Consider the following 20,666-nt stretch of genomic DNA (forward strand, 5'->3'; position numbering starts at 1 on the left):
GCGCTTTTTTATGGGATGAGCCGGGCAAGGGCCTTGGGGATCACCCTTTGCGGCCCGCGAGCTGGCGCAGCAGCTGGGTGCTCTGGTGCAGGCTCTGGCGCTGGGTCTCGTTCAGGGGGCACTGCTTGAGCACGTACTCGGCGCTCGCCACCACCGTCTTCCAGCGCGGCGCCTTGGGCAGGGTATCCAGGCTCAGGTATTTGTCGAGGGTGCGGGTCTGGGGGCTGGATCTGTCCATGTAGACGCGCCACAGCTTGCTCTTCTCCGCCAGCACTATCTTGCCCTTGCCGGTGCTCTGCTGCCAGGCGTCCAGGGTGAGGTGCATGGTGTCCACCAGGGCCCGGCGCAGGGGCTCGTCATCCTGCTGGCGGATGAGGTTGTCGGCCAGGGATCTGAATTCGCCGCCGAGCCGGCTGAGCTCACCCAGCAGTTGGCCATCCTCGATGATGGCCTGGCGGGAGAGACTCTTGAGGGCGTTCTCCAGCGCCATCACCCTGTTGTCGTCCGGGCTCGCATCCAGGCTCAGGGTGAGGGCGTAGGCGCTCTGGCCGCCGAGGCTGATGGGCAGGGCGCGGGCGTTTAGCTCATCTTTCTGCCCGGCCACCAGGAAGTTCAGAGTCTGCTCCCGCTGCCCATCCAGATCGGGCCATTGGCGGGCCAGGGGGGCGGCCAGCCACTCGTCGAGAGGCAACCCCTCCATGGCTTCCGGCTCCTGGCCGAGCAGCCGCGCCAGCACCCTTGAGGCGAACAGTACCGTGCCCTGGGGGTCGATGAAGACCATGGGATCGGCACCCTCCCCGAGCAGGGCCAGCAGCCGCTCCTGATCTTGGTGCAGCTGACCCTGCAGGCGCAGGCGATGCTCTATCTCCTGCTTGAGCAGGCGGTTCTCCACCAGGGAGGCGCGGCCGGCGCTTGCCTCCAGCAGGGCCTTGACCCGGGCAAACAGCTCCTCCTTGCAGAACGGCTTGACCAGGTAGTCGTTGGCCCCGGCGTTGAAGCCTTCCTCGATATCCTTCGGCTGGTTGAGGGCGGTGAGCAGCAGCACCGGCAGCTGATCCTTGGGATGCTGTTCCCGCAGGCGGCGGCAGACGTCGAAGCCGGACAGGGTCGGCATCATCACATCCAGCAGGATGAGGGCGACCGGCTCCTGGGCCAGCTTGGCGAGGGCGTCGTGGCCGTCGCTGCTCGGCAGGATGCGATAGCCGCAGGGCTGCAGCAGGTGGCGCAAGATGTGCAGGTTGATGGGCTCGTCGTCCACCACCAGGATAAGGGGCGCATCGGCGGGGGGGATAGGCAGATCGTCGCTCTCCCAGTCCGGCAGGATCAGCGGCTGCTGGCGCACCAGCTGATGCTCTATCTGGCGGCTGTCCAGGGTCAGGTTGCCCGCCTTGCCGCTGGCAAGGGGCAGGGTGAAGGCGAAGGTGGAGCCGACGCTCGGCTCGCTCTCCACGCTGAGCTCTCCCCCCATGAGGTGCACCAGCTGGCGGGTGATGGAGAGGCCGAGACCTGCCCCCTGCTTGCCGAGTTCCGGGTTCATCTGCACCAGAGGCTCGAAGATGTGTTCCAGATGCTCTCTGGGGATACCGATGCCGGTGTCGGTTACCTTGATGCGCAGGAAGTGGCCATCCACCTGGGCGCTCAGTACCACCTTGCCCTGGGGGGTGTACTTGATGGCGTTGCCCACCAGGTTGTAGAGCACCTGCTCGAGACGCTGCTCGTCCGCCAGCACGGGGGGCAGCTCGGCCGGGCTGATGTCCACCAGGGTGAGGGGCTTGGCCTGCACCAGGTGCTGGCAGAGATCCAGCACCAGCCGGATGACCCCCTTGGAGGAGACGGGCTGGGGGTGGATCTCCAGCTGGCCGTAGCGCATCTGGTGGTAGTCGAGCAGATCGTCCACCAGCCGGGCCAGGCCGTCGGCGCTCTTGATGATGAGGCCGAGCTGCTTCTGCTGGCCCTCTGTCAGGCTCTGCTGGCTGGCGAGCATGGACTCCGCCATCCCCTTGATGCCGTGGATGGGGGTGCGCAGCTCGTGGGAGGTGTTGGCGAGCAGCTCATCCTTGAGTTTGTCCGCCTGTTGCAGGCTCTGGTTCTGCCTGTGGGTCAGCTTGACCTGTTGTTGCAGCTCCTGGGTCTGGCGTTCGATCAGCTCTATCTTGTCCTTCACCGAGCGCTGCATGTGACGAAACGCCTGGGCCAGGCGGTCTATGTCGTCGTCGGTACGGGGGATCTGGATGGGGTGATCCAGGGCGCCATCGGCCACCTGCTCGGCGGCGGCGGTGAGGGATCGCAGGGGCGCCGTGATGGAGTGGGAGAGCCAGCGGGAGAACAGGATCAGCAGCAACAGGGAGGCGGCCCCCAGCAGGATCACCAGGGTTTCCAGCTGGCGAATGGGGGAGTAAGCCTCGCTGGTGGAGATCTCGGCGATGAAGGCCCATTCGGTGTCAAACACCTTGACCTGGGTATAGGCGGCCAGTACCTCGTCATCGTGGTAGGAGAGGAAGGGGCCCACCCCCTGCTCGCCGGAGAGCGCCTTGAGGATGAGGGGGGTCTGCAACGGCCTGAAGTTCGGGCTGAAGCTGTTCTCCACGCTGAATTCCGGGGCCAGCCAGGCATCGGCCCGCATCCGCTTGTCCGGGCCGATGAGGATGGTCTCACCGGTTTTCCCGAGCCCCTCCCGCTCCGCCATGATCTGGTTCAGCTTGTCCGGCAGCAGCTCGAAGATGACCACGCCGCGCACGTCGTCGTACTGCATGACGGGGGCGGCCAGGTAGGCGACCACCTGGCCGGTCAGCTCGTTGCGGCCAAAGTCGGTGAACTCGAAGATCTGTCGCGGTTTCTGGCCGCCGTCGAGGCGGCGCTTGACCTTGGCGAAGGTGTTGCCGAGCCCGCTCGCCTGATAGGGGCCGGAGAGCAGGTTGGTGGCGAAGTTGGGTTGCTTGGTGACGGAATAGACCACGTCCCCGTTGAGATCCACCAAGAAGATGTCGCTGTAGTTGCTCTTGCGCACCATGTCGGCATAGCCGCGGTGGAAACGCTGGTGAACCCGGCCATACATCTCGTCCGCCAGGATGAGGGCGCTGATGGAGGGCTCGATGACCAGCTTGCTGTCCGGTTGCTGGAGCTTGTCCCAGGAGCCCGGCACATAGCGGGCCTGGGCGCGGGCACGGGCACTCTGGGGTGTGGTGCCCAGCTTCTCGAAGGCGCCGGTGAAGCCGTAGAAGCGGCCGATGCTGTCGCCGGCGAAGTCTTGCTGGGAGAAGTTGGTGATCTGCTCCTGCAGGTTGCCGAAGTAGTCCTCCAGCTGGCTCTTCTTGATGTTGCGCACCGAGACCAGATGGTTGGAGGTCTGGGTGGTGAGATCCTTGCCGTGGCTATAGAGGAAGAAGAGGGTAATGACCAGAAAGGGCACCATGGCCAGCATGAAAAACGCCAGCATCAGCTGCGGTCTGAGCCCACGAGGCCTGAAGGTCCATTTCATTTTGTGATTTTCAATTGAGAATCCAGTTACTAAGCGAGTCGAGTTTCTGATTAAAGGCTAATTATTTCAATGACTTTATCCTGGATTCGCCTGCCAGATCACAAGGATTGGAAGGATTTTCGAGCAAGCCGTTTAAAGCCTGAGCAAACAGTCGGCAAAAGCGCTGAAACTCACAAAAAAGGGTTGTGCCCAGGCTCGGGGTACGTATAATGCGCCTCGTTGTCAGGCAACTGGCATCAGGCAATAAAGCGGGAATAGCTCAGTTGGTAGAGCACGACCTTGCCAAGGTCGGGGTCGCGAGTTCGAGTCTCGTTTCCCGCTCCAATTTCTCATGTTCACCAAGCATGAGCATCACACTCAAGACGCTTGTCTTGCAGCATGGCGCGTTAGCAAAGCGGTTATGCAGCGGATTGCAAATCCGTTTAGTCCGGTTCGACTCCGGAACGTGCCTCCATCTTCTCGTTACTCTCATCTTATTATCCAGATCACCTGGTCTCTGCTCATCGCAGCGCTCACTGATCCGTGATCAACTGATCGCACCCCTGTAGCCGCCACTCCTTTTGCAGATAACGCTCCAGATCGGCGAGGGCCTGACCGCGAAACTGGTACTGCATCTCGGCGGAATGCTCGCTCAACTGCCCCATCTTCTGCTTCAGCTGACCGCATTGCCACAGACTGACATTGGGGGCGCCATGATAGGCGAGTTCGATGGTGTCATTGCGATTGAGTTCCCACTCCTGCCACTGGGCCCAGATCAGCAGACCCAGCACCCCCAGGATCGCTACTTCTGCCAGTTTCATACCCCTGTCCCCTTTGCCTTTACTCTCATCCCTTAACTCTGATCCAGACACGGCCTTTTGCCACTCTTGTTGTATTTAGGTTAATGAATGTAACCGACTTTCATTTATCCCTGGAAAGGTCACTTTTTCACAAAAAAATGGGCATCATGGTGTAGTAATCCTACAATTTGTGGAGTAATCTTTGCTCAGTGGTCTTACCAGTGAGGTGCCGTATCATGTTTCATCCCTTCTCTCTGACTCAGATAATCCTTCGTCGCATCCTGGTGTTGCTGGTGGGCGTGCTGGCCTTCCCGGTGATGCTGTTTCGCAGCGATCGCGCTCGCTTCTACAGCTACCTGCACCGCATCTGGAACAAGACCAGCACCAAACCGGTGTGGCTCAAGATGAGCGAGAAGGCGGATCGGATCTTCTACTGATCTCCGCCGCGAATAAAAAAAGAGAGCCTAGGCTCTCTTTTTTGTTGTCATAAGTGCATGTAAAATAAGTAATTGTTTGCTTATGTGTCCACATCTTGGCCGCATTGAGATAATAAAGAGTGAAAGCCCAAGTTTTGTCATTAGCTTTTGCTACGGCTTGGGGCTGTCTGTTGAGGACATAAGTTCACCACATACATCGCAGCGGTAGCTGCTCTTTCCACCTGCTACCGTGGTCACCATTCCAGTGATAACTATTTTTTCCCACTCTCCAGAGTAGGGTTGGTCATTCTCTGTTGTTTTTTCAACACCATGGTGCCCATTAGAGCAAATGAAATATTCGTAGGTTCTTAAGGCCATTTTTTCTCCGATTTAGACCAGCGGCTCTGGCTTTCTTTAGCTTTTATAAAACTATCAATGGATATTGATAGTAATTTCCTTATTACCTATGTATCCATGAATAAACGTCAATCATATGGCGATTTCTCACCACTTTCGTGCTTTCCGATGGCATCCTCGACAAGTTCAATTGCTTGTTTTTCAGGTCCGATCAGCGCGGAATGGTCGAGCTGTGCAAGCCATTTTTTGCATGCTGCGATTCCAAACAAATCATCGATCATCGCTGCACGAACGTAGTAAAAGCTGGATGCAACCCCTCCACCATAGGACGTTCCTTCGTTCACGAACGAACGAGCTAGCAGAAGAAATCGCTCCATTGTCGTGACATGCCGATTGGTCCACTTTTTCCCTTCACCATCTGCGAAATGATTCAGTCGGAACGCATAAGAAGTGAAATTCCAATGTGCGAGAAACACGTCGGGATCTTGGTCAGCGTACGCCAGCAGTGATTCAGTAAATGCTTGTTTTAGCTCTTCAAAGCCAGCGTCATCTAGATCAATCGGATTCGACTTTTCCCGGGCAGAAGACTCTGTCATCAAAATATACTCGAGCACAGCAAATCCTTTGACCTGACCGAAGGCACATGACAGAAGTTCGCTACGCGCACGGGGTTCTGCGTGGCGTCGCAAAAAGGACAGTAGTATGCAAAACGTCTGGGCTGGTGCAGATACGAGTGTTTTAGGTAAGTTGTTTTGATCCACAATTTCACCAACCATCAGCAAAGTTTTGACAACGGCCTCAGACTGGTCAAGCGGAAAATCCTCTACTCTAGATTCCAATCGGTCTAAAATTGCGCTCTGTTGTGTCCCACTACAATCACTAAATAAGGCGAAAAATTGCGATGTATCGGTCAGTGTGTGGACGAGGGAATGAAGTAGTGAATTGGAAACATCTCCAGTCGGTAACCTTAATTCAAAGTAGCGGTCAAAGAAATTACTGCAGCACACTCTGGATTCGCGTACCCAACGCATCTGCGTGGCGCCGCAGTACGTGGTGTTCTTGAATACCCAATCCAAATTGGGAAACAGAGTTTTCAGCGTCTGCTCAGTTCCCGCTTGATACTCCAGTGGTGCTCGCAGAACCATCTGTTGTATCAGCCCAATAATGCGTTCCTTTTCACCTGGCGTTTGGGGCATGGCGAACCGGCTGCCGATAAGCAACTCTTTACTTTGCGCTATTGCCTCATAGCTGGACGGAGCGAAAACCCGTAAGCACTCCAGGGCAAACAAATCTACTGCATTGATCTCTGCTACGAGCCTACCCCGAAGCAATAGGCAGTGGAATTTGAGTGTGGAGGTATAGCGGTAAACATCCCGCAAGTTATGAAAAAACGGCTTTAGCCCATTACGATAGACAAGCGTCCAATAGTTTGAGTCGAAGTGTGTGGCCAATTGCGGCTCATCGGTTAGGATTGAGTTCAGACGTTGTATCAATACAGTCTCTAGGCTTGACGCGGAAAAGGCTGGGACACTGAAAGGCACCTGGATAATTTTCTCCAGGTACTCGGCTCCGTTGAAACCAGCCCGCTGGAGTCCCTCCTCAACAACATCGCGCTGGAACAGTACAAGAAACACCACGTTGGGAAATTGCATATTTCCCTTTATCAGCTGGAACAGCGATTTCAATTGATCCGATGCTAGGCGATCAATGTCATCCATCACGATCAGCAACGGGTGCTGTCTCTGGGCCAACAGTGAGGATATTTCGCTTCGTATCTCGCTCAGGGTGAGCTCGTTGTCCTTAGCTGTCTTATCTGTGTTGTCGGCCCAGTTTTGTAGAAAATCGGCAACCTTTTTGAGCACAGTTGGGAGGGCTGCTATTGCTGAGAAGACACTAGCGTAATGAAATACAATCTGCCCAATGGGGTGGGTCATCCAATTACTGATATAGCTCGCAACCAACGAGGACCCGAGCAAAATTGGCAGGTATTTAGCCATACCATCGATTATTGCCGCTCCACTGTTAATCCGCCGTCCATACCGGCGCAGTGCTTTAGCAAGCTGCTTGCCTTCCTTGCTTTTGTCCTCTCGCTGAATAGCCAAAGATACTTCATCGAAAAAAGTCGCGCTGAGTTTCTCTTGACCTGCCCACTCCCACGGGTTGAATTCGATGACGTCATGCTTGGGGAGACTCTTGAAGTCCTCAATAACTAGGTTCTTGATCGAACTCTTGCCGCTCCCCCAGACACCCATCAACGCAATTACCAGACTTTCCTGGCCTTTCCAGCTGGCTATGGCTTCAGCCAAGGTCTTGGCAAATTCTGATCGGCCAAGAAGGTCCTGCTCGTGCTTGACGATTGGCCGATCATCGGCAAACCGTAAATCTTCCATGTTGTTTTTCCTCTAGTCTTTCTTGTCCGCATCTGCGGACTTTGATAGAGCTACGTCTTGCTCCCAAACATCGCAGCATTTATGCCCATAAAGACTGCAATCTACTTGGCATCATCACACATTTCAGGGAGAGTTGCCTGAACTAGGGTGGCCAGCCAGTGGCGCAGGGCGGCAACATGACGGGCAGTGGGTTTGAGGGAGTGCTACATATTTATGTGAGCTGTAACTAGGGGATATTTTGCTTCGTAACACATGTTCTTTTAGCTGTCATTCGAGATCTTCAGATTGATCACTCGTGAAATTCCGGATCCTTGCCAGAACTGCCCGCCAAACCTTGCGCCATAAGGCTTTCCCGCTTTCCTCTTGTGGTCGCACCAGATCCACCACGCCACCCCAGATCCTCACGGAAAGTAATCGCTATCTTTTTATTTTCAATAAGTTATGTTTTTCTCGCCGCCTAAGGGGGGTGATCAAACATCCCCAAAACGATCATCGAATGACGTTTTGTGAAATTCTGGAACTCCCCCAAGAACCCAGCCATGGCACGGGTTAGATGATGGATTTGCACCATTTTATTTGTGCAAAAAACGCCACATTTTTACCGCGAAGGTGGGGGGGGAGGAGTGCGGATTCCGTGAGCGGCGTGTTTCCTCCGTCGCGCCTGGGCAGCAGGGCCGGGGGCTGGCCACAAAAAAGCGACGCTGGTGCGTCGCTGTCGTGTGCGGTGTGATGGTCGGTGCGTTACTGGTCGGCGCCCCATCCCATCTTCTTGAATGCCTTGGCGGCGATAGCCAGCAGTTCGTCGTTGTTTGCCTGGGGCAACATGGGGCGGGCGGGGGTCTCTACTGTCCAACGGTTATTCCTGGTTTCTCCGGTGGTGGTCCTGATCAGGATGGCAGCCCGGGTAACACTTACATGTTCCCGTATCCACTTGAGGGAGGGTTTGCGGTAGCGGCGGCGAGCGCCCCGATCTGACAGCACCTTGTACCCCAGCGCACGCAGGCGCTGCGCCTGGCTGCGGGTGCAAGGGCTATCCGTTGGTTTGAACGGCTCCTTCTTCTTGCCCCGCTCTGATTTCCTCGGTTGTGATGGCTTGGGTGGCGCTGCCGTGAATGACTGTGACATCCCCTGATGCTGCTGGTTGGCGATCATCCCCGCAAAGCGGGAGTCAAAGTCGATGATGGCCGCGTCTTCGGTTCCGCGAGAGCGCAGACGCTTGGAGAGGCCTGTAAGCCGCTTGTGCTTGCGTTTGCTCTTGGTTGGCGCCCACTTTGTGCCATCAGGGGCCTTACCGGCTCTGATGCGCTGGCGGTTCACCTTGGCCACCTCGCGGCCTATCTGCTGGGTGATGCGCCGGCGTTTCGCCGGCGGCAGAGAGACTGCGTCCAGGCGTTCCAGCAGGTGGCGCATCGCGCCTTGATTTAGAGTCAGTGAGATCATGAGTGTCCCTATTCGATGATGGGGGAGAGCTGGCTGGCCAACTGCTTGGCTTGTTGGCCATGTCCGGTCATGGTCTCGCTGTTACCAGGGGCTGGCCCACTGCCGTGGGTGTGGCTGGCGGTGGCAGTGGCCAGCTGCTCCACCACGTTCATCAACTGCAGCAGCAGCCGGAAGATGTTCACGCCCTCAGTCCCCATCCACGAACGGGGCGCTTCCAGGTGATGCAGCTCGCCGGCAACAGAGCGGCGCAGTTGTCCCACCACCTCGACCAGGTCCCCCGCAGTGGTCTGGCTCAGATTGCCCAGACTCGCCAGGGTGAGATCGTCGCCGGCCAGCAGCTCGATGGCGCCCAGCGCCTCGATGAGCTTGAACCCGCCCACCTCCTCGATGCTGTGCTGGGCCACCTGCAGGCGATGCTGGCCATGTTCTCCCAGGTAGTCGTCACTCTGGTGGTGCATCTGCAGGGTACGGTCGTGCAGGCGCCGGTCGGTGTGGCGGTTCATGTTGCCCACGGTGTCGGTGCGGCTGAACACCTCTGCCCGTTGCTGCTGCAGTTGTTCACCCGGGGCGATGTCCGGCAGGGGCCAGCCACTACCGAGTACGGTGCGGATAAAGGGCCGGTCAGCTCGTCCGAAGGCAAACCCGAGCTCAACCAGGGAGCCCTCAAGGGGGAACTGCAGCAGCCCCTGCTCAGGTCCGCCGAACATGACCGGCAGCGGGACTGCGCGATATAGCGGGGCGGCCTTGTCGGGTTGGCCATCCTCGCCCAGCAGTTGCACATCCACCGCATAGCGGGGGCGAAAGGGGTCATTGAGCTGGCCGGCGCTGGCCTGGTCGCTGATGGCCTCGACCCGCCCGAACTTGGGCAGGTGCATCTTGTCGGCGAGCTCTGGGAACTCCCCCTCTATCTTGCGCCGCTCCAGCGACTTGCTGACTTTGCCCGGGGTGACGGTGGTCAGGGTCATTTCATCCCCTTTGAGCCGCACCCGGGTAACCCGCTTGCCGTTGACGGTCGCCCCGGGGCGCATGGCTGGCACCGGTGACAGGGTGATGAGGTTGCCCGCCTGGCGGGCGGTCCAGGCCGAGTCAATCTCCACCTCCCGACCATGCCAACGGCAATCGGCGTGGCTGCCGACAAAGATGTCGCCATCCGGTTGCTGGTACCAGACAAAGTCGGGTATCTCGAAGGCGCGGCCGGCGTGCTCCAGCAATTGGTAACCGGTGCCGGCGCTGGTGAAGTTGGGGAGCGGCCGGTCTGCATAGTCAGCCGCGGCTGGCAGCATGAACACCAGACCGGTCTCGGTGCTGAGCCAGGCCAGCAGGTTGCGCAAGGTGGCATGCTGCATGCTGATGGGGAGGCGACCGGCCAGGATGCCCGCCAGCTCTCGGCAGAGCAGTTGCACAGAGCCCGCGGCTGCCGGCTGCACGTCGAACACGTAACCGGTGAACCAGCGGCGCAGCTCGTTGTTGTAACCCACATCAATGGTGATCGGTTGGCCTTTTTGCACCTTGGCCTGGGCGGTCAGAGCTGCCCGGCCGCCAGCGTTGAGATCCAGCATGATGTCGTGCTCGACCAGGTGAGCCGGTTGATCATTGATGGTCAGACGGGTGGTCAGCTTCATGCCAGGACATCCCCCAGTTTGTCGTCCAGTTTCTTAAAGAATGCCTCCCCTTTGGATAGCTTCTCATCGCCGCTTTGGCCCTGGCCGCCCTTGGCTGCCGTGGTGCCGGTGGAGCCTTTGCCTAGATTGGCGGGGCTACCAGGTAGACGGGCTTCGCGCTTCTCCGGTACCGAGTTGAATTCCTTCAAGGTGAACTGCACCTGCCAGGCCAGCAGCCCCTCCTGTTCGCTGGCGGTGATGCGGCCGGCAAACTTGGCTTGGCGTACTTTTACCGACTTGGCGAGCAGCGATCCGACCCGGTAGACGTGGCGCTTGCCGCCATTGCCCTTGGCATCGGCCAGCTCAAACAGCCGACTCAGCATCTGCTCATCCTTGAACGGGATAAGGCCGGAGACGTCGAGCTCCTTGGCCTTGGCGCCCTGCTCGGCGCTGCTGGTCGAGCTGGTCTGCCCGCTCTGGTCCTTGTCCTGAAACTGCATCGATGCGGAGACGCGCATCGACTTCATGATGATGGGCTCGCCATCGAGGGTCAGCATGGCTTGGCTCATGGGGTTAACTCCTGCCAGAAGGTGAGCGGGGACGGGGAGAGCAGCAGGGCCGCGACCGTCATGCTCTGGCTGTGGTCCGGTGGGGAACTCTGCCCAAGCTGAGTGGCAAGGCTGGCTGCATCCCCCTGGCCTTGCCAATGCCAGAGCGTGCCGGAGAGGGTACCCAGCGCGGCCAAGGCCTCGGCGAGTTGTGCCAGGCGAGCGGTGCGGCGTGTCGCCAGCCCTTGCAGCTTGGCAATCGGGGTCTGACTGTCCCGGGCCAGGCTCTCCAGCTGGGCCAGCTCTGCCCCCAGCGCCAGGCGAGCAGGGCGCAGCGGGGCCCAGCTCAGTGGCTCATCGGCGCGCCAGCGTGGCACCTTGGCCGCGGTGGGTTGGTTCATGGGGTCGTTGTTGGCGGTGAGGCGGCGAAGGACCGCGCACCACTCGGGCAACGGTAGCAGGGCGCAGAGGATGGCCAACTGGCGGGCCAGCGCGTCGGCGCTGTTGCCGGCGACCAGCCAGGCGATGGCATGCAGCTGCCCGCTGGGCAGGCGTGGGTCGGCCCCGTCCTGCAGCTTGGCGGCCAGGGTGGCCACTGCATTGGGGGCGGCCAGGCTGAACTGCTGGCCCTGCTGTTGGCCGACCCCGTGCTGGTAGGGGGTGACGGTCAGGCAACGGCCGGTGACCAGCAGGCGGTCGAGCTCGCTGCGCAGGCCGGCCAGTGCGGCGGCTGCATCACTGAGCGGGTGGCGCCGGTACTGGGCGCGATCGGCCAGCTCCTGCAGGCGCACCATGGCGCTGTCTTGGGTGTCCGGGATCTGACCCAGCACGCCCTGGGCGCGGGAGTGCAGACCGGCGGCACTGGCGGGCCAGGTCAGCTGGCTTTGTGTCCAACTCATTGCGGGGCCTCTGGCCAAGTGACTTCGACGGGCCAGCCGCTGCTTTGCGGCAAGCGGTAGAGGGCGACCCGGTAGCGCTGCCAGGTGGTGAGCTGTTCGCGTTCGACCTCGCTGATGATGCCAAGCTTCTCGGCATCCTCCAGTGGTGCCATGGCTGCGGCTGCCTGTTTCAGCTTGTCATTCAGGCGGTCTTGCTGCTCAACCTCGGTGGGGAGCGGCAGGGGGATCTCCTCGATTGGACCAAACTCACCAAACATGGCCCGGCTGTAGAGTTCTCGGCCATGGGGCTCGATGTCGTCTCGCCGTGCAGTGAAAGGGACGAACGCTGGCAGGTGGGCAAAGAGCACCTCCATGTTCAGTTCGCTGTCTCGCCCCTGATCTGCGGTAACAGTGCGCGCCTGGATAATTTCAATAGTCATGGGGATGCTCCTTAGCTGATGCGGATCCAGGTTGAGTTATTCCAACCGCCTTCCTTGCCGTCGCCGACGATATAGCCGAGCAGCTTCCAGGTACCGGGCAAGGTGCCCCCACGGCCGGCCCACTGGTCAGAGCCGCAAGCGAGTTTCAGATAGCCGCCAGCAATGGTGTATCCGGCAGCTCGTGCGCCGACGTTGGCGATACAACAAGCCATGGCGTAGGAGCCGACCTGTCCCCAGCCGCTTGCGACCACATCGGCATTACCCTGGGCGGCGGGGTGGGTGTGGGCTGCGGGAACCGCACCCAGCCAATTGCGGATTGCGGCAGGGTTGTTGCAATAACGGGTGTAGTTATCGGTTGTGCTGTTGACCCGAAATGCGATGGCACCAGATATGTTGCCCTCATCCTGATAGGAGGCTCGGAAAAGCCGCCCCTGCAGGTCACCCGCCCCATCCCGGACCGCATAGGTGTCACCATTAGGGCCATAGTTCCACCCCTTGTTCACTAGGCTCCCAAGCCCGACATCTGCTGCCGATGGCTTGTTGCCGGTGTTGTAATCCAGGGTCCAGGGTGTCCAGGCCCCGGTGCTGTACTGGGCGCGGCGCCAGACACGGCTGGAGTTGTAGGCGTGGTAGGTTTGCTGGGGACCCGCACCACTGCTGACAATCAGCGCCCCGGCGCAGTTCTCCGGGTAATGACGGGCGGCCGAGGTGTTGGCGTTGGCATGCTGGGCATACACCTTGGGGTCTTTCAGGGTGTCGAGGTCTTCTGTGCCCAGATTGATAGGGTTGAGCCAGGAGCCCGGGTGGGTGTGGGATGAGGGGGCCACGTTCTCCAAGGCTTGTGACAGGCCCTCAACATCTGAAATGGCCGGCTTGTGGCCGGTGTCGAACACCTCACGCCATGGGCTCCACGCATGCGTATTTGCGCTGTAGTTGCGCATGGCCACTACCCCGTCACCGTCATATGGCCAGGCAATCTGGAGCAAGGGTTCCGTTGCATAGATGCGCTTGGTCTCACAGTAGAAATAGTTTCCCGCTGTCGGTGGGCCATTGGGGCAGCTGATGGTTGCATACAGCCCAAAGTCACCGGCTTTGCAGGTGTCCATGTCTTTGCTGTAGGTGACACCGAAAGAGGCCCCGTTGTTGCTCAGCATGTCGCGGCGAGCTTGATAGCCGCTGGTATCGAGCTTGCTGGCCAGCGCCTGGGTTAGACCCTCCACGTTCTCAATCTGGTGGCCGTGGCTGTTGTCTTTGACCTCCACCGTGATGGTGACGCCTTGGGCGTCTTCCAGGATGCCTTTACCGGCAACGTCCCCGGTCAGCTCGATGGTGCGCTTGCGGCGCACGTCTGTGACGCTGCCGTCCGCATTGACGATGGCCACCTTGGCCACATGGTGCTGATAGCCGTTGCTGTCCAGGTAGTCCGCCATGTCCGGCACACTTAAGCTAAGGGTGAAGTGATTCACCCAGGCATCGAGCAAGGAGCCCGCCCGGTAGATGTCGAGCCAGAGCCCCACCGGCTTGGCGCCCGGGGTCACCTTCTTGACCTCATTTAGCTCTGCCCGCAGGCCACCCACATAGGCCACCCCGGGCTGCACCTTGTAGACTCCGGATTCGTTCACCAGCTTGAAGCCGTCGCCGTAGAAGGTGGCCGGCCCGAAGAACTGCAGCGCCTGCAGGCGCAGGTCGTCGTCCATCCCGCGCAGGCGGGCGGCATAGTCGATTTGCCAGGTGCCGGCGTCCACCTGGGTGACGGTGGCATCAGCCGCCCGGTCGTACTCCATCAACAGGGATTTGACCAGGCTGTTGCCGGTCTGGCCGGTGGCCTCATTGGTCTTGAGTTTGGTTTCCAGCCCCTTGTGCACAACCATCCCGACCATGCCGGTGGCCTTGTTGATGAGGTACATGGCATTGAAGCTGAAATCGCCGACCGTGGTGTCCATGACGATGGTGTAAGCCACCGCGTCGTTGTTGATGCGCCCGCGCTGGTCCACCCCGTGGCGGTGCACAATCTGGTTCGCCGGCGGCAGGCCGCTGTCCGGGTTGATGGCCGCATCGGGATCGAGCCCTGGCACGTTGGCCAACACGAACTCATCGAGTACCACCGGCACCTGAGTTGCTAGGCACTCCTGCCAGTAGTGGGAGAAAGCGTTGGTAATGATCTGACTCATGGGTTCCTCTTAAGTGATGCGCCGAACACCTGTTGGCTTATGTCGATGCGGCCGGTGTGAAGGATGCCGGTGACCGGGTAAACCACCTGGAAGCGATAGCGGCGGCAGGTGCGGCCATAGTGTTGGATCAGGGTTTCCATCAGTTGCTGGTTGGCCGCGATGGCGCCGTCAGTCACCTCGATGGTGATAACGTCCCAGGGGGTATTGGCCTGGCGCTCGTGGATGTCACACCAGCCGATGCCCAGGCGCTCGAAGATGCGTTTAAAGCCGGCCACCTCGCCGGCGTCTCGGGCGTTCACAAAGGCGAACTTGACCCGCTTGCGAAAGAGCGCAATCGGCTCGCCATCGAAGCGGGTGATGTCCCGTTCCCAGGCCAGCAGCGCCAGCAGGGACTCCGAGCAAGTCAGCGGGTCTTGCTGGGCCAGGGGCAGCAACAGCCAGCCTTTGATCCGCTGCCAGAAGGTGTTTATTCCCTTGGCCAGAAATCCGGGCTCGGCGTGGGCCGGGCTGATGGTGTAGCCGTCTTCCCACCAGGGGGCACTGGCATCTGGCAGCACCGGCGCCTGCAGGTCGTGTTCAAGCGGGGTCGGGTCAGTCATGCAGGGTCACCTCCAGCGAGCTCAGACGGGGGATGGCCAGCGTTGATACGATGTCACTCTCACCAAAGTGCAGGCTCTGCAGCTGCGGGAACTGACTGTGGAGCTCGCGGCCCAGCTGGGAGAGCGAGAAGCGCGAGCGCGGCCAGGTGCGGGTGACAGATGGGAAGTCGGCCGACTGGCGAAACGCCGCCTTGACCAGGTTCTCGGCACCTGCTTTAAGCGCCGCCTTCTGCTCGTCGGTGAGGTTGGGCTGGGGCCAGAGCGCGAGCGTCAGGTTGTGCTGGGTCTCCGGCATGGCCATCACGAACAGGTCATCCCCATGGCCATGGTTGCCCTGGCGGCCCACGTAGTCGTTGAGCTGGGCGATCAGGCTGGCCGGGGTGGGGCCAACTTCCAGCAGGATGTAAGCGTTGGCGGTCCCCGGGCCTCGGGGGGCCTCGTGCTCGAAGTAGATGTGATCGGCACGGATCCCCGCCACACTCGCCAGCATGGAGCGGTAAATCGCGTCGATGTGGTAGCGCCCCACCGCCGAAAACTGGTTCTGGATGCGCAGGCCGAGCGCGTCGTTGCCTTCGGCATCGGCCCCCTGGGTGGTGATCCATTCTTTGTCATCGTTGCGGGCCGACAAGATACCGGTGACCGGTTCGCTCAGCAGGTTGTAATAGCCCGGGGCCAGATTCCAGGCGCTGCCGGCGAGCTCCGCCTCGCAGACCACTTTTGCCACTGCTTCACCGGCAGGGCTCACCACCGCCTGCAGTGGCTTCACCCGGTAGATGGTGCCGTTGATGCGCTCGGTGGTGATCCAGATATCGACCGGGATGGTGACCGCCTCGTTCGGGCTTACCTTCACGAAGTTGACCAGTCCCCGGGTCTTCTGGGCGGGCTTGCGGGTGAGATCCACATCCCAGGCTTTGAGGTCGAGATAAGCGTCGGTGGCGGTGGCCGCAAAGGTGTTGGGCAGTACATGGCCCGCCAGCAGGGTGCGAATAAGCCACAGTGCCGGGGTAATGACCACCCCGCGCACCAGCCGCCAGAAGGGGCTCACATCGCTGTCGTTGGTGATGAGGGAGCCGGCAGCCACCACCTCCTTTTTGAGCTCGGCCTCCATGGCCTGTTCGGTGGTCGGGACGCCGGCCTCGGCCAGCAGGGCCATAAAGTCCACGTTCGGGCGCAGGTTCACAGGGTTACCTCCAGTTCGCCAAATTCATAGGTGCGAGCGGTGATCAGCACCCGGTCGGGGGCCTCTTCGCGGATCACGATGGTACCGGGCACCAGCCGCTCGTCGTCTTCTACCAGCAGTTCAATCTCGGTCATCACGTCGGCTCGCAGGGTCGGGCTGCGCTCGCCGATGAGCTTGCGGGCCAGCCCCGACTCCATGATGCGGTGCTTGATGTCCTGGCCGATGCTGTGGCAGTCCTGGGTGTAGCGTGGCTGGCCACCGGCATCGAGTTGCCAGGCGCCGTTCACTACCAGCAGATCGATGTACTTGGGTTCGTTCATCCGCGTTGCTCCACCCAGGCGCTTTTCTCCAGCTCGTCCGGGGTCGGCATGGTTTGTGGGGTGATGTGCATCTCGCCGATATGCAGGGCGCGGGTCGGCTTCTGATTGGCCGTGGTCGCAGCCGCGTTGGCCTGGATCAGCTGTTGGCCAAGGCCACCTGCTGGCACCTTGCTCTGGTCCTGCTGGCGGTAGCTGGCCAAGGGGCTGTTCAGCACGCTGGCGGGCGCCATCTCCACGGGGGCGGCGGCCCACGTTGGCAGCACATCCACGTTCAAAGCGCCGGTGTCGAACTGGGTGCCCAGGAACTGATTTGAAGCATCGAGCGCGGTCTTGATGAGCGCGATCAGCGCCCGCCACGGGGTGAGCAGGGTGTCGAATGCCGTGCCAAGGATATTGCCCATCCGGCGGCCGGCATCGGCCACGTTGTCAATCCCGACACTGGCCTGGTTGGTTTGCTCAAAGAAACTGCCAAGCCAGGCGATCCCCTGACCGAGCAGACCCACGATGAGGGTGAAAAAATCCACCAAGGGGGCCAATGCTTGCGAAGCGAGCGGGCCAAAGGTCTCGGCCAGGCCACCAAAGAAGGCGCTCAGTAGTTCAAAATCGGTCAGCACTGCGAAGGTGGCGCGCAGTTCGTCCCAGTAGATGATGGCCAGCGCCACGGCGGCGACCAGCGCCAGGATCGCTCCGATGATGATCACCGCCGGATTGAGACTCATCGCCATATTGACGGCCAGGATCACCGGGCGCAGGCCCGCGAGGGCTTTTCGCAATAGGTTGAGGGGAGCCGTGAGGCTGCCAAACGTCAGTGCCCAGGCAAGGGTCGCAAGTTTGGCAAGGCCAGCCAGCATCAACCAGGCGCCGGTCACGATCCCAAGGCCCGCGATGGCCAGCACGGCGTAACCCACCACCTTGGTGAAGTTGGGAAAGATCCGGGTCCAGCGCAGCACCACTGCGCCGCCATCGGCAAAGGCGCCCACCACCTTGTTGATGGTGGGGAGCACGGTACTAAAGGCGGCAGCTCGGATGGCGAACCAGGCCGACTCGACCCGTTGCCACTGGTCCGTCATGGCGGCAGCCATCTGTTCTGCCTTGCCCATGCCGTGGGTATTGGCCAGGGCGTTGATGCTGGTCGCCAGCCCCTGAGTGTTGCTCATGAGTAGCTTAATCATCGCGACCGCTTCATCTGAGCCAAATGCCTTTTTCAGCTCATCGCTGCCGGCCACGGTGAGGGTGTCCCCATAACGGGCCTTGAGCTTGTCCAGGATATCGAGCACCGGCAGCATGTTGCCCGCCGAGTCGGTGAACTTGAGACCGAGTGCTTTCTGGGCGTTGCCGACCCCAGCCAGGAAGGACTTGAACTTGGTACCCGCCTCGCCGCCGCCCATGGTGGCCTGCAGGTGACCGAGCACGGCGAACTGCTCATCCATCGAAATCTTGGCGGATGTCGCGTTGGCACCAAGGGCGCCGAAGGCATCGGCCATGCCTTTACCGGTGGTCTTGAACATCTGCACCGCGAGCGCACTCTTGCCGGCGACATCCTCCACCCAGTTGGCCTTGCCCATCTTCTTGGCCTGCTGCTCGAAGATGCCGTACATGGTGCCCATGTAGCTGGTGATGGTGGCGGTGTCGGCTTTCGTGGCTTTGGCCAACACGGCTGAGGCACGGGCAAAGGAGGGCAGTTCATTACCCTCCAGCCCTGCGATGGCAGATTGGATATCGTAGGAGGCACTGACAAACGCGCTGGCCGATTCGCCGTATTCCACGGAGAACTGCAGGGCGGTATCGGCCAGCTGCTTGAGGGTCTTCTCATGGACATCCAGCGAGGAGACCTCGGCCAGGGCCTTGTCCATTTCAAGGGCTGGCCCCAGGGCATTCTGGATCGCCATGGTGCCGGCCAGCATGGCCGCGCCACCGCCGGCGATATTGGCAAAGCCGCTTTGCGCGGTCTCTTTCACCTGGTTCAGCTGGTTGTTGATGCCCTCAAGCGGCCGGGTAACGGCATCAATCAGGGCAATCCTCATGATCAGTTGTTCGGTGACAGAAGCCATGATTTATCCATTGAAGGCGGTGGCGATGCCCTCGGCGACGGCGCGGGCGTGGCGTTGGGCGTGGTACTTGTCTAACCAGAGGGCGCGAGCCAGGGTGTCGAGCTCGTCATCCTCATGGGGCAGGTAATGGCGGCGCAGCGCCAGCACCTGCTCCAGTTGGTTGTGCTCGATGGCCTCGGCGCGCGCGGTCAGTTTTTTACTTCGATATCCAGATCAGGGGCGTACTGCTCGTTGACCTTGGCGGCGATCTGCAGGGCCGCGCCCGGGCGGGCCAGCAAGCCATCCAGCGCCTCTTTGCTGTCGGCGTCGACGATGCGTTTGAGGTACTGGTGGGACGGCGCCACCTTGTCGGTCATCGACAGGCCGTTGATGTAGCTGTTGTAGGCCACCATGGTGGGTACAAAGCGGATGTCTTGGCCTGCGATAGTCAGGGTGATGGTTTGCTTGCTCATGGGGTGGTTTCCTCTTGTTCAATCCATAGATTTAGGGTGGCTATCTGGGTTTGGCAGCGGCGCAGCGCCGTCTGCAGGGTGGGGATAAACCGCACGGCCTCGCCGTAGGTGGTCCCCGTAAAATCAGGCTCCGGGCAGTGGGGCACCAGCCCCGGCGGTGGTATGCGCTTGACCAGCTGGGTTTGCACCACCGTGGTGGGTTGGCTGGAGCAGGCGCAAAGCGCCACCAGGCAGAGGCTCGCGAGCGCAGTCCGGGCGGCCCGCCGGCGGCGTGGCCAGGGCTTCTTGCAGTTCATCGGCAGTTTTCCTGTGCTGTTTGTCGAGCTCGGTCAGCGCGTCGTTCTGGTTGGCGAGCAGCAGACGTAATCCCTTTGCCTGCATCAGCAGCTCTTGGAAGGCGGTCGCTTGCTGGTTGTTGACTGCCTGCAGGATGCTGATGGTGTCGTTGGCGCTGGCCAGCTCCTTGGTGCGCTGCGTGAGCCGTTCGCCTTGGGTAAACAACAGGGTGCCAAGGACAAAGCCGATGATGGTCGGCAAGAACCGGATGAGCGTACTCATGCCAGCACCCCGCCGAACTCAGTGAACTTGGCCAGCAGGTCGGTCAGCCGATGTTCGCGCTGGCCGTAGCCGGCACCGGGCAGGCTGGCCCAGATGTTGGCGCACTTGCCGATCGCCTGGCTGATGCGACCCTTGATCACATCGTCCAGCGCCTTGCGCTCGCGAATGAGCTGGATAGCCCAGGTGTCTTGCGATGCGGGACCGAAATCCGGCAGACCGAGCTGGTCGCGGTAGTGGTTCCAGTGCCTGGACAGATGCTGGTAGCGACCGGCGGCGGTGCTGACCAGCCCAGGGCGGACAATCACCGATACGTTGGGATGGGTGCGGTAATCACCGAAGAACCCCGCCGGATTGACCAGCTTGTTGTAGCCGTCGTCCCCGAGACCCTTGGTGCCTTCGGCATAGGCGAGCATGTCGAGAAAGGCGGCCACTTGTGGATGGCAGTTACTGCGCGGCATTGTTGTCCTCCTTTTTGCGTAGCATCAGCGCGGCCCGGTCGCGGATGATGTCGATCCCAAGCAACCCCACCATGCCCCCCAGTAGTGGGGTAGCCTCCTGGGGGATCCCGAGCAGATGGGTCCCAGTGGCGGCCGCCAGGGTAATGAGGCCACACAGTAGGGATTCGATCAGCCGACGACGACCCCGTCCGCCGGCATAGGTGATGCGCAGGAAGGCGATGGCCAGCGCCAGCAGTGCCCCATAGACGGCGGGCCAGTTGTCCATCAACCAGGCCAGCAGGGCTGCCCAGAAGGTGGGGTCTTTGTTTGGCATAGGGTTCATGTCCGTTGCTCTGATTAGCGACCCAGCCGCTCAAGGCGGGTCTGACAGGGGGTGCACAGGCGCACCCCGGGTACATGGCGGCGGCGTCCTTCCGGGATGGGGTCGTCGCACTCTTCGCACTGGTGCCGGCTCTCCCCCTGGTAACGCCCTTTGCCCACCTGATTGGCCAATTGGGCCGCCAGCATGCGGGCGGCGTGATGGTTGGCGCGGTCGATGTCGTCCAAGGCG

21 protein-coding genes and 2 tRNA genes are annotated in these 20,666 nt (G+C 60.5%); 3 read left to right on the forward strand and 20 right to left on the reverse strand.

What is annotated here, in order from left to right; translation table 11 throughout:
- Positions 1-40: 40 nt before the first annotated feature.
- On the reverse strand, positions 41-3,478 hold the full coding sequence (locus ACT5M9_RS17955) for an ATP-binding protein (protein WP_457979961.1): 3,438 nt from the start codon (positions 3,476-3,478) through the stop codon (positions 41-43).
- Between the two features lie 248 nt (positions 3,479-3,726).
- On the opposite strand from ACT5M9_RS17955, the gene ACT5M9_RS17960 reads away from it, so the two are divergent.
- Positions 3,727-3,802 (forward strand) — tRNA-Gly (locus tag ACT5M9_RS17960).
- Between the two features lie 56 nt (positions 3,803-3,858).
- Positions 3,859-3,932 (forward strand) — tRNA-Cys (locus ACT5M9_RS17965).
- A gap of 58 nt (positions 3,933-3,990) precedes the next feature.
- On the opposite strand, the gene ACT5M9_RS17970 is transcribed toward ACT5M9_RS17965, so the two are convergent.
- Entirely contained in the window at positions 3,991-4,278 is a 288-nt protein-coding gene (locus tag ACT5M9_RS17970) for a hypothetical protein (protein WP_438550097.1), read from the reverse strand.
- 215 nt (positions 4,279-4,493) lie between these two features.
- On the opposite strand from ACT5M9_RS17970, the gene ACT5M9_RS17975 reads away from it, so the two are divergent.
- Entirely contained in the window at positions 4,494-4,694 is a 201-nt protein-coding gene (locus ACT5M9_RS17975; protein ID WP_438550096.1) for a YbfA family protein, read from the forward strand.
- Positions 4,695-5,158: 464 nt separating this feature from the next.
- Here ACT5M9_RS17975 and ACT5M9_RS17980 read toward each other — a convergent pair whose 3' ends face one another.
- The 18 genes from ACT5M9_RS17980 to ACT5M9_RS18065 all read right to left on the reverse strand — a co-directional run bounded on the left by ACT5M9_RS17980 (position 5,159) and on the right by ACT5M9_RS18065 (position 20,662).
- The gene (locus ACT5M9_RS17980) at positions 5,159-7,420 is read right to left on the reverse strand and encodes a KAP family P-loop NTPase fold protein (protein WP_457979959.1); all 2,262 of its coding nucleotides are present in this window, start codon (positions 7,418-7,420) and stop codon (positions 5,159-5,161) included.
- 741 nt (positions 7,421-8,161) lie between these two features.
- A complete protein-coding gene (locus ACT5M9_RS17985) occupies positions 8,162-8,860 on the reverse strand; it encodes a phage virion morphogenesis protein (protein WP_457979957.1) in 699 nt (232 codons plus the stop codon).
- Between the two features lie 8 nt (positions 8,861-8,868).
- Positions 8,869-10,482, reverse strand: coding sequence for a hypothetical protein (locus ACT5M9_RS17990; RefSeq protein ID WP_457979955.1), 1,614 nt, complete (start codon positions 10,480-10,482; stop codon positions 8,869-8,871).
- Positions 10,479-11,030, reverse strand: a complete 552-nt coding sequence (locus ACT5M9_RS17995; protein WP_126880540.1) for a baseplate complex protein — start codon at positions 11,028-11,030, stop codon at positions 10,479-10,481. Before ACT5M9_RS17995 ends, ACT5M9_RS17990 begins: the two co-directional genes overlap by 4 nt.
- On the reverse strand, positions 11,027-11,908 hold the full coding sequence (locus ACT5M9_RS18000; RefSeq protein ID WP_457979953.1) for a hypothetical protein: 882 nt from the start codon (positions 11,906-11,908) through the stop codon (positions 11,027-11,029). The genes ACT5M9_RS17995 and ACT5M9_RS18000 overlap by 4 nt, the downstream gene beginning before the upstream one ends.
- Positions 11,905-12,327 (reverse strand): tail fiber assembly protein, encoded by a 423-nt coding sequence (locus tag ACT5M9_RS18005; protein ID WP_457979951.1) that lies wholly within the window; start codon positions 12,325-12,327, stop codon positions 11,905-11,907. Before ACT5M9_RS18005 ends, ACT5M9_RS18000 begins: the two co-directional genes overlap by 4 nt.
- An 11-nt stretch (positions 12,328-12,338) precedes the next feature.
- The gene (locus ACT5M9_RS18010; protein ID WP_457979949.1) at positions 12,339-14,498 is read right to left on the reverse strand and encodes a phage tail-collar fiber domain-containing protein; all 2,160 of its coding nucleotides are present in this window, start codon (positions 14,496-14,498) and stop codon (positions 12,339-12,341) included.
- On the reverse strand, positions 14,495-15,097 hold the full coding sequence (locus ACT5M9_RS18015) for a phage tail protein (protein WP_457979947.1): 603 nt from the start codon (positions 15,095-15,097) through the stop codon (positions 14,495-14,497). The genes ACT5M9_RS18010 and ACT5M9_RS18015 overlap by 4 nt, the downstream gene beginning before the upstream one ends.
- Complete coding sequence (locus tag ACT5M9_RS18020) at positions 15,090-16,277, reverse strand: baseplate J/gp47 family protein (protein WP_457979945.1); 1,188 nt, start codon at positions 16,275-16,277, stop codon at positions 15,090-15,092. The genes ACT5M9_RS18015 and ACT5M9_RS18020 overlap by 8 nt, the downstream gene beginning before the upstream one ends.
- Positions 16,274-16,597, reverse strand: a complete 324-nt coding sequence (locus tag ACT5M9_RS18025; protein ID WP_457979943.1) for a DUF2590 family protein — start codon at positions 16,595-16,597, stop codon at positions 16,274-16,276. Before ACT5M9_RS18025 ends, ACT5M9_RS18020 begins: the two co-directional genes overlap by 4 nt.
- Positions 16,594-18,648: a phage tail tape measure protein gene (locus tag ACT5M9_RS18030; protein ID WP_457979941.1), complete on the reverse strand. Its 2,055-nt coding sequence runs from the start codon at positions 18,646-18,648 to the stop codon at positions 16,594-16,596. The genes ACT5M9_RS18025 and ACT5M9_RS18030 overlap by 4 nt, the downstream gene beginning before the upstream one ends.
- 3 nt (positions 18,649-18,651) lie before the next feature.
- The gene (locus tag ACT5M9_RS18035; protein ID WP_434664385.1) at positions 18,652-18,795 is read right to left on the reverse strand and encodes a DUF6890 family protein; all 144 of its coding nucleotides are present in this window, start codon (positions 18,793-18,795) and stop codon (positions 18,652-18,654) included.
- Between the two features lie 41 nt (positions 18,796-18,836).
- The gene (locus ACT5M9_RS18040) at positions 18,837-19,100 is read right to left on the reverse strand and encodes a putative phage tail assembly chaperone (RefSeq protein ID WP_139723961.1); all 264 of its coding nucleotides are present in this window, start codon (positions 19,098-19,100) and stop codon (positions 18,837-18,839) included.
- On the reverse strand, positions 19,097-19,327 hold the full coding sequence (gene lysC / locus ACT5M9_RS18045) for an Rz1-like lysis system protein LysC (protein ID WP_520395645.1): 231 nt from the start codon (positions 19,325-19,327) through the stop codon (positions 19,097-19,099). Before lysC ends, ACT5M9_RS18040 begins: the two co-directional genes overlap by 4 nt.
- Positions 19,224-19,658 (reverse strand): hypothetical protein, encoded by a 435-nt coding sequence (locus tag ACT5M9_RS18050; protein WP_457979937.1) that lies wholly within the window; start codon positions 19,656-19,658, stop codon positions 19,224-19,226. Before ACT5M9_RS18050 ends, lysC begins: the two co-directional genes overlap by 104 nt.
- On the reverse strand, positions 19,655-20,116 hold the full coding sequence (locus ACT5M9_RS18055; protein ID WP_457979935.1) for a glycoside hydrolase family 24 protein: 462 nt from the start codon (positions 20,114-20,116) through the stop codon (positions 19,655-19,657). Before ACT5M9_RS18055 ends, ACT5M9_RS18050 begins: the two co-directional genes overlap by 4 nt.
- Positions 20,103-20,429: a phage holin, lambda family gene (locus ACT5M9_RS18060; RefSeq protein WP_457979933.1), complete on the reverse strand. Its 327-nt coding sequence runs from the start codon at positions 20,427-20,429 to the stop codon at positions 20,103-20,105. Before ACT5M9_RS18060 ends, ACT5M9_RS18055 begins: the two co-directional genes overlap by 14 nt.
- A 23-nt stretch (positions 20,430-20,452) precedes the next feature.
- Positions 20,453-20,662 carry a TraR/DksA family transcriptional regulator gene (locus ACT5M9_RS18065; protein ID WP_457979931.1) on the reverse strand — a complete coding sequence of 70 codons (210 nt, stop codon included), beginning with the start codon at positions 20,660-20,662 and terminating at the stop codon, positions 20,453-20,455.
- Positions 20,663-20,666 lie beyond the last annotated feature (4 nt).

The organism is Aeromonas sp. AE23HZ002T15, from assembly GCF_054165525.2.